The sequence below is a fragment of the Nocardia sp. NPDC059764 genome (genome assembly GCF_042732555.1).
GTDB lineage: Bacteria > Actinomycetota > Actinomycetes > Mycobacteriales > Mycobacteriaceae > Nocardia.
The window spans coordinates 1-8,295 of the sequence record NZ_JBHWHH010000242.1; the positions used below are offsets into that span (position 1 = coordinate 1).

The following is an 8,295-nucleotide window of genomic DNA, read 5'->3' on the forward strand; positions in this document are numbered from 1 at the left end:
CCCTACCGGCTGTCCCGCACCCACTCGGCGAAGCGCGCGCCGAGAGCCGGGCTGTCCTTGATCCACGCGAAGTGATCGAGGTTCTCGATGCCCGAGCCCGGTTCCAGGTGCCACCGGGTGAGCTCGGCCCGCTTCAGCCGCCGGGCCAGATGGTCCACGGTCGACTTGGGGCCCAGCGGATCGGACTGGAAGGACACCATGAGCGTGCGCAGCGGCGAAACGCCGAGCAGGCGATCGTAGTTCAGCTTCGAACCCGCCGGCCGGTAGCGGCCGGTCAGGGCGTGCCAGGACCAGTCGGTCATGACGCCGCCCGCCATCGGGCCGCCCATCACCTTGCCGCCGGGCCACACGCCGCGCAGCCGCGACACTACGCCGACGTACTGGCTGCCGTACAGCACCGAGGCCCAGCGCTTCAGCTCGAACGCACGCCAGTACACGACACCGGTGGCGATGGTGATCACGCCCGCCAGTCGCTCCGGACGCGCCGCGCCGTACAGCAGCGACAGCTGACCGCCCAGCGAGTGCCCGACCAGGTAGATCGGCGCCTCCGGGAAGCGCTCGCGCAGCGCGTCGAGAATCGCGGGCAGATCCGCCTCGAGCAGCTGGCGGTAGCCATGGTTGGCGGCCTCGCCCAGTGGCGGGGTGCTCTCGCCCTGGGCGCGCAGATCGACTGTCGCCGCGGACAATCCGTTCGCGTGCAGCGATTTGGCGAGGGGGAGGTAGAACTTCGCCTTCATGGCGATCGCGGGCAGCACCAGTAGCACAGGCGCGGTCGGGTCGGCTGCGGGCAGCACCCGCAGGATGAACGAAGCAGCCTCGGAGACATCGGATTTCGGGACCGTCACCGCGACGGCTTCGAGGGTGGAGAACTCCGACGGGCGCTTCTCGCCGGAGCCCGGGGTCTTGCTGGGTGTGGACATGTCGGTACTCCTGGATCAGGCGGTCGCGGGAGCGGCGAGCTTGGTGACGTACTGGAACGTGACCTTGCCGACGAGCACGTCCTTGTCGTCGTAGAGCATGGCCCGGGTGTCCACGTCGAACTTGCCCTGAGCGGTGCGCTCGGCGATGGCGCTGATGTCGCGCGGATCCACGGTGCCGATGGCGCGGATGCGGCCCACGGCGGGCTTGAAGAACGCGGCGTGCGAGTCGCGCACCACCATCCACTCGACCGCACCGAGGTCGGGGGCGGCCGCGCCGACGAAGGCCACGGCGCAGGCGATGTCGGCGGCCAGGTAGAGCGCCGCCGCGTGCACGGTCTTCACGTGATTGCGCAGGTCCGGGTTGTCCGGCACCACCGCCAGCGCGTGCTCGGCGTCGAGCTCGGTGACCTGGACGCCGGCGAAGACGCCGAAGGGCACCGCCGCATTGGCGATCTCGGCGAGCTTGGCGTAATCGGGGTCCTTGGTGGCGAATGGCACGAACGGCGCGAAGGCGCGGTCGAAGAACGACGTCTCGGTCATGTTTCCTGTCCCAACTGCGTCGAATCGAAGTCTCTGGCATCGGCTTTCGGTTCGCAGTATGTCCGGGTACGCGGGCCGGAACCGGGCCCCATTGGGAGGTCCTATCGCCATCGACGGAACTGTGGAACGTCGCCGTGCTGCGGCGCGGTCCGTCGGTAGTGTCCGCATCGGCCGTAGGGAGGATTCACACCATGCTCTGGGACGCGATCGGCAGTGCGGTGAAGCCGCGGACGGTGCTGCACCTCCCTGCGGCCGCGCACTCGATTCCGGTGTCGCGCCTGCTGCGCGAGACCGACGCCACGGCCGCGGCCATCGACGGCGATCGCCGGGTCGGGTTGCTGATGGCCAATGGCGAACCATGGCTGCGCGGATTGCTGGCGTGCTTGCGCACCGGGGCCGCGGCCGTGCCGATCGCCCTGCCGGGCGCGTTCGGCGCGGGCGCGTACCTGGATCACCTGCGACGCATCGTGGATGACGCCGACCTGGACACCCTGCTGGTCGACGAGACCAGCAGCCGCCTGCTGAAACGGCTGGACGGACAGGTCGGCGGTGTCCGGATCTGCGACATCACCGCCGCCACCGCCATCACCGCCGCCGATCCAGTCGGCCCGCGGCGCGATCGCCGCCGTGGACCCGACGACTACGCCGTCATCCGATACACCTCCGGCAGCACCTCCGCTCCGAAAGGCGTGGCGCTCACCGCCGCCAACGTCATGGCCGGGCTGGGCGTCATCGCCGACGCGGCCGCCTGGACCGACGCGGACTGCATGGGACTGTGGCTGCCACTGTTCCACGACATGGGCCTGTTCGCGACACTCGCCGGCCTCGTGCGCGGAACGTCGGTATGCCTGTGGCGGCCAACGGATTTCGTGCGTGACCCGCGACGCTGGCTGGCCGAGTGCGCGGCCTCGCCCACCACGGCCGTGCCCATGCCCGACTTCGGCTATCGGACACTGGCCACGGCGTTCGCGGACGGCGTGCCGGCCGAGATCGACCTGTCGCGGTGGCGGCTGGCCTTCAACGGGGCCGAACCGGTGTGGCAGGCGACCGTCCGGGAATTCACGAAAGTGTTCGAGCCCAACGGGTTTCGGTCCGAAGTCATGTGTCCCTGCTACGGCATGGCCGAGGCCACCCTCATGGTGACCTGCCTGCCGCCCGGATCCGGGCCGCGGGCGGTGACGGTGGACCGATTCCGGCTCGGGCCCGGCGACGCGATCCGGCTCGTGCCCGAGGACTCCGAGACCGGATGGACGGTGATCAGCGCGGGCGCGGCCGCCGGCGACATGCGTTGGCGCATAGCCGAACCGGGCCGCGTGGGGGAGATCCAGATCGCCGGGCGCGCCGTGATGAGCGGCTGTCTCGGAGTGCCCGAGAGCGGGCAGCCGTTCACCGTCGACGGCTGGCTGCGCACCGGTGACCTCGGATTCGAGCACGACGGTCAGCTCTACGTCGTCGGCCGGATCAAGGACATGATGATCCAGCACGGAAAGAACTACTACGCCGAGGACATCGAAGAGATCGTCCGCCGCTTGCCGGCGGCGCAGGCCGGACGATGCGCGGCGATCGGCATCTCCGAACCCGGGGCCGAATACATCGCCGTGCTGCACCCCCGAGGGCGGCAAGGCATGAGCTGGGCCGTCCGAGATTTGGCGCTACTTCGTCACCCTGGTCGAAACCCGCGCCGACTTCGACGACTTCTTCGACACCTGCCTCGACGACGATCACGAGGGACGGCGGGTGGTGTACGTCATCACCGACAAGACCACCGGCCGCGTCGCCGGCAGCATGAGCTACGGCAATCTCGCCGAATCCGACGCCCGGCTCGAGATCGGATGGTCCTGGCTGGGACGGGACTTCCGGGGCGCGGGGTGCAACCGCTGGGCCAAATTCCTCCTGCTCGAGCAGGCGTTCGAGGAACTGGGGGCACGCCGGGTCGAGTTCAAGACCGATGTCCTCAATATCCGGGCGCGCAGTGCGTTGCGGAATATCGGCGCCGTCGAGGAGGGCACCCTGCGCAGCTTCAACGTCATGCCCGGCGGGCGTCGGCGCGACGCCGTCTACTACAGCGTTCTCGCCGCGGAATGGGCTCGTGTCCGGCAAACGCTCGGCACCGGGCCGGGGGCGGAATCCATGGTGCCCCCGGCATGAGCGCTGCCCTCGAGGTTCCGGTGATCGAGTGTGTCGGGGACTCGTTCGCCATCGGATACCAGCACGGCGAGCGGTTGGCCGCGCGGCTGCGGGCCTTCCTCGCCGACGGCCTGGGCCGGCTCGACCGGCTGCTGCCCGCACCGGTCACGCCGTCGGGACTCGCGCCCGCCACGATCGCCTATCGCCGGGCCGTCAGCGCCGCGCTCCCGGATCTGGCCGCCGAGGTCGAAGGTCTCGCCGCCGGTGCGGGCATCACCTCCGAGCAGGCCTGGTTGCTGCAGATCCGCCGCGAAATCATGGGCTATCAAAGGGTGCCCACCTCGGGAGACTGCACCACCTACGCGCGCCTCGGATCCGGCGCGCACCCCACGGTGCTGGCCCAGACCGTCGACCTCAACGGCGACCTCGACGACCAGATCGCGGTCCTGCGCATCTCCCGCCAGGATTCGCCGCGAACAGTGCTGCTGCTCAGCTTCGGCGGACTGCTCGGCTACCTCGGCGTCAACAGCGACGGTCTGGCCATCGGCCTGAACCTGGTCCTGGGCGGCGACTGGAGGCCGGGCGTTCCGCCCTATCTGGCCATCCGCCACCTGCTCGACACCTGTGCCACCGCGGCCCGAGCCGTCGAAATGCTGCGTACCATCCCCCTGGCCAGTTCCCGATCCCTCACCCTCGCCGACCCTGTCGACTCATACTGCGTCGAAGCGATTGAAAGCTCGATTCACCTTGTCGCCCAGGGTGATTCGGTTCACACCAACCACTTTCTACACCCCGATCTCGTCGCGCGCGACGAACTCAACGTCTTCGCCCGCAACGCCTCGATCCGCCGCCACACCGCCTGCACCTCCACCCTGGCCGCGCTCCCGTCCACCGCGGGCGTCCCCGCCCACTTCGACCTGTTGTGTCAACCCCCGATCCGCGTCCCCGACCACGGCGATATTCGTCGCGAACGCACCGTCGCCGCGGTCGTGCTGACCCCGGCCGACCGCCGGCTGCACCTGCGCCCCGGCGACCCGGCCCATACTGAAACGCTTGCGTTCCAGCTCTGAGGGGCGGTGAGCGAACCGCTCCGCGTCCGGCTAATCCTCAGAATCCAGTACCGCTGCGGCGCATGCGGTGGGAAGATGCGGACGTGGAGCAAACCGCCTCCGTGACAGTCGAGGTGCGCTCGTCCTCGACGCTGAAGCCGCGTGATGCCTTCGAGCAGTGGGAAGCACTGATGGCGGATGCCATCGTGCCCTCAGCGATCTCGCCGCTACACGACGGGTGCTGGAACGGCAAGATCACCAGCACCCAGTTCGATCGAGTGTCGGTGGCGCTCATGCGAGCCAGCGCACAGCAGGTGAACCGGACGCAGCGGATGGTCGCGCGGTCGCAAGGGGAGTTCCTGCTCGCCAATATCGTGCTGGACGGGACGAATTGGACAGAGCAGCAGGGACGGACCGCGGAATCGGTGGCCGGGTCCATCGCCTTCTACGACAGCGCGCAGCCCCTGCTCAGCCGCACCACCGACAATGCGATGTCGACATTGCTCCGCGCGCCCTTGCAGCCGGTCCTCGACTACGCCGGGCTGGCCCGCGACGAATTGCCTTTCGCCGTGCCGATTCCCGCCGACGGCGCCATGGGCGTGGTCACCCGCTTCTTCCGCGACATGGCCGAACTGACCAATGAGGAAGCCGAGCGGGCGAATCTCGCCTTCGACGGGCAAACCACCGGCATGCTGGCCTCGGCGCTCTTGCTCGCGGTCGGGAAAGCCTCACCGGCACCCGCTGATTCGCTGTACACCCGCCAGCAGATGATGGCCTACCTACGAAAACGGTTCACCGATCCCGACCTCACCGTCGACGAGATCGCCAAGGCCTGCCTGGTGTCCCGGCGCACCCTGTTCCGCATGTGCGAAGGGCTGGGCGGCCCGGGCGCGCTGATCCGCCGCATGCGCATCGAACACGCCCGGCGGCAGCTGCGGTCGGAGCCGACCCGATCCCTCAACTCCATCGCAGCCGCCGCGGGTTTCGCCTCCGACCGGCACTTCTACCGCGCGTTCCAGCTCGAAACCGGTATGACGCCCGGCGAATTCCGCTCCCAGTACGCCATCGACGCCTCCGGCGCCCGGCGCGAGAGCCCTCCGGCGGACTAGGACAGCAACTGCCCGTGGGCCAGCGCCTCGATCGGCGGGCTGGTGTACCGCGGTGCGCGGTAGTGGAAGTCGAAGTTCGCGCGCACGTATCGGCGATAGTCCTCGAGCGTGTGCAAGGTGTCGTCGCGGGCCTGCCCGGTGACGCCGAGTACGTCGAGTTCCTCGGCCAGGGCTTCCTCCATCCGGCCGATCCGCAGAATGCAGTCGGTCAGCATCTCGTTGACCACGCGCAGGGCGTGAGTCCTGGTGCAGCCGAGGTGATATTCGGCCAGCAGCACCGCGTTGTAGGCATACCCGACCGCCTCGTCCGCGGGCAGGGAATGCACGTCGTTGATCAACCCCATGTGCTCGGTGACCGCCGCGCGCAGGGTCTTCATGGCGGGCAGTTGCCGGACCGTGTCGGGTAGATCGATCCCGTAGGTGATCTCGCTCAGATCCAGCAGCATGTAGATGGCCACCGAGATCTGCCGATGGGTGCGGTATTCGTCGAGTTGCGGCAGGTCACGGGTGATGGTGCGGACACTCTCGGTGTAGTAGCTCCACCACCACTCCACGATCTCGGCGCGCACCGCGCGTCGCCACTGCGGTGAGCGGCCGCGGCACAGTCTGCGCCACAGGTCCTGGAAGCCGGTCGCCAGCACGCCGGACGGTGTGCCGTCGAGGTCGAAGCCCGTCTCCAGGCGTTGAATGGTGGCCAAACACCGTCGGGGGTCGGGCATTTCGATATCGAACTGGTCGTCCACGATAAACGCCCACGCCGTGAATTCGGCGAGCAGTGCGAGTGATTCGACGTCGGCGTCGGGGCACCACATCGAATACATCTCGACCGGGCGGGAACCCGCCACTCTGCGTCGGGACAACTCCTCGGGAACGAGATCCAGGTTGACCAGCCATTCCCACATTGTGGATTCGGCGGCTCTGGCTCGGGGATTGGTTCCTTCCGGCGGATACGGCATGTAGAAGTCGGGAAGGATGATTCGCTCGGAAACCATGGGGCACAGCTCCTTCGGCGAGCGTGAATCCGCTTGGCCTCATCCGCCGACCCTGGACTGCGAGCCGGCTCCCCGCCATCCGATCACGCCCGATTCGTCCAGTATCGCCCACTTTCCCCTGGGACACGCCCTGATTGGGGGGAATGGAAGAATCAGCACACCGGAAGGTTCGCGCGTGGGAGAGGCGGCCATGGAGGAGTTCGATACCGAGGCGGCGGGGGATGGGCTTCCCAATGCGCCCACGTTCGGGTCGGTATTGCGCCGGCTACGCGATGCGCGCGGCGTGTCGCGGGAGCGGCTGGCATTCAATTCGGGAGTCAGCGCCAGCTATGTGAATCACCTGGAGAAGGGTGAACGCGAGCGGCCCACCCGCGAAGTGGTGACGGCGTTGATGCGCTATCTCGATCGCCTGGCGGCACTGGCCCCGGAGGAATTCCGGCAATTATCGGATCTGGCCGGACTGGGTCCGGTGGAGCAGCCCTCGACCGATGACCTGCGCGCCGATCTCGGGCGCGGTATTCCGCAGGCCCTGGCCTTGTACGAGCCGCACCTGGCCGCCTATATCGACACCCGCCTGAACATCCTGATGTGGAACGACAGCTTCGCCGCGGGTTTCCCGGGACTGACCCAGGACGGCAATCTGCTGCGCTGGATGCTCGGGGATCCCCGAGCGCGGCACGTGCTGGTCGAATGGGAGCGGGAGCTACGGATCTCGATCCAATGGCTGCACGGCTACATCGCCCAGTTCGGCGACACCAGCTGGTTCGACGATCTGCTGCAGGAGCTGGGCCGGTTCCCGCTGTTCCTGGAGATCTGGTCGGACACCACCGCCCGCTACGAGCGCGCCCGCCCGGTCATCCGGTTGCGGAACGGCGACGGTGCGTCGGCGCGGATCGTCGGGCAGCTGTTCAATGTCAACAGCACCGCCTATCCCGGGCGCATGCAGATCTTCATCGGGCTGCGCAGCCCCGGCGAGGGTCAGGCGTAGGGGTCGGTGATGTCGCGCAGCTGCGTGAGGGCCTCGCGCAGCGCGCGCATGCGACGTTCACCCAGGTGCGCGGCCCATTCGGCTTCGACGGTGTCGGCGATGTCGTTGGAGTACTCGGCCAGCGCCCGGCCGCGGGCGGTGAGCCGGACCAGGCGGGCGCGGCCGTCGCGCGGATCCGGCGTGCGTTCGAGGTACCCGGCGCGTTCGAGCTGATCCACCAGGAATCCGGCATCCTGTTCGACACCATCGTTCACGGCCAGGACATCGCGATTCCGCTCGGCCGGGTCCTCGACGTGGATCCCGAGGCGGCCGCCGCCGGAGCCGACACGGCCGCCGCGTGCGGGTGGCCCGTCTGGGATCGCCACCGCCTGGACGGAATTCGGCTCGTCGCCACCGATGTCGGCTGGACCCATGGCGCCGGGAGTGAGATCGAGGGCCCGGGCGCCGCCTTGCTGCTCCTGGTCACCGGCCGCACCGCTGCGCTGGATCAGGTTGCGGGAGAGGGTATTCCGCGGCTGGCTCGCCAGCTGGCCTGAAATCCCGATCTGTCGTACCGGCCCGCGGCGGAGG

8 protein-coding genes and 1 pseudogene are annotated in these 8,295 nt (G+C 68.5%); 5 read left to right on the forward strand and 4 right to left on the reverse strand.

Annotated elements, in window-relative coordinates; all coding sequences use genetic code 11:
* Positions 1-2: 2 nt before the first annotated feature.
* Both ACFV4K_RS32835 and ACFV4K_RS32840 read right to left on the reverse strand, forming a co-directional pair.
* The gene (locus ACFV4K_RS32835; RefSeq protein WP_379280157.1) at positions 3-920 is read right to left on the reverse strand and encodes an alpha/beta fold hydrolase; all 918 of its coding nucleotides are present in this window, start codon (positions 918-920) and stop codon (positions 3-5) included.
* Positions 921-935: 15 nt separating this feature from the next.
* A complete protein-coding gene (locus ACFV4K_RS32840) occupies positions 936-1,460 on the reverse strand; it encodes a DUF4442 domain-containing protein (protein WP_379280158.1) in 525 nt (174 codons plus the stop codon).
* A gap of 191 nt (positions 1,461-1,651) precedes the next feature.
* Here ACFV4K_RS32840 and ACFV4K_RS32845 point away from each other — a divergent pair.
* The 4 genes and pseudogenes from ACFV4K_RS32845 to ACFV4K_RS32860 all read left to right on the forward strand — a co-directional run.
* A pseudogene (locus ACFV4K_RS32845) lies at positions 1,652-2,803 on the forward strand (AMP-binding protein); the annotation flags it as partial.
* Positions 2,804-3,125: 322 nt separating this feature from the next.
* The gene (locus ACFV4K_RS32850; protein ID WP_379280166.1) at positions 3,126-3,608 is read left to right on the forward strand and encodes a GNAT family N-acetyltransferase; all 483 of its coding nucleotides are present in this window, start codon (positions 3,126-3,128) and stop codon (positions 3,606-3,608) included.
* A complete protein-coding gene (locus ACFV4K_RS32855) occupies positions 3,605-4,657 on the forward strand; it encodes a C45 family autoproteolytic acyltransferase/hydolase (protein ID WP_379280167.1) in 1,053 nt (350 codons plus the stop codon). The genes ACFV4K_RS32850 and ACFV4K_RS32855 overlap by 4 nt, the downstream gene beginning before the upstream one ends.
* A gap of 83 nt (positions 4,658-4,740) precedes the next feature.
* Positions 4,741-5,745: an AraC family transcriptional regulator gene (locus tag ACFV4K_RS32860; protein ID WP_379280160.1), complete on the forward strand. Its 1,005-nt coding sequence runs from the start codon at positions 4,741-4,743 to the stop codon at positions 5,743-5,745.
* On the opposite strand, the gene ACFV4K_RS32865 is transcribed toward ACFV4K_RS32860, so the two are convergent.
* Positions 5,742-6,737, reverse strand: coding sequence for a hypothetical protein (locus tag ACFV4K_RS32865; RefSeq protein ID WP_379280161.1), 996 nt, complete (start codon positions 6,735-6,737; stop codon positions 5,742-5,744). The two genes, ACFV4K_RS32860 and ACFV4K_RS32865, sit on opposite strands and share 4 nt — an antisense overlap.
* Positions 6,738-6,927: 190 nt before the next feature.
* Here ACFV4K_RS32865 and ACFV4K_RS32870 point away from each other — a divergent pair, with 190 nt between their 5' ends.
* A complete protein-coding gene (locus tag ACFV4K_RS32870; protein WP_379280163.1) occupies positions 6,928-7,725 on the forward strand; it encodes a helix-turn-helix domain-containing protein in 798 nt (265 codons plus the stop codon).
* Here the strand turns inward: ACFV4K_RS32870 and ACFV4K_RS32875 are convergent.
* Positions 7,716-8,295 (reverse strand): MarR family winged helix-turn-helix transcriptional regulator (locus ACFV4K_RS32875; RefSeq protein WP_379280164.1); only part of this gene is annotated, 580 nt, incomplete at its 5' end. The genes ACFV4K_RS32870 and ACFV4K_RS32875 overlap by 10 nt on opposite strands.

Bases quoted from the DNA above. Each gene is read 5' to 3' on its own strand.
- ACFV4K_RS32835 (WP_379280157.1), bottom strand. From the start codon at position 920: ATGTCCACACCCAGCAAGACCCCGGGCTCCGGCGAGAAGCGCCCGTCG.
- ACFV4K_RS32840 (WP_379280158.1), bottom strand. From the start codon at position 1,460: ATGACCGAGACGTCGTTCTTCGACCGCGCCTTCGCGCCGTTCGTGCCA.
- ACFV4K_RS32855 (WP_379280167.1), top strand. From the start codon at position 3,605: ATGAGCGCTGCCCTCGAGGTTCCGGTGATCGAGTGTGTCGGGGACTCG.
- ACFV4K_RS32865 (WP_379280161.1), bottom strand. From the start codon at position 6,737: ATGGTTTCCGAGCGAATCATCCTTCCCGACTTCTACATGCCGTATCCG.
- ACFV4K_RS32870 (WP_379280163.1), top strand. From the start codon at position 6,928: ATGGAGGAGTTCGATACCGAGGCGGCGGGGGATGGGCTTCCCAATGCG.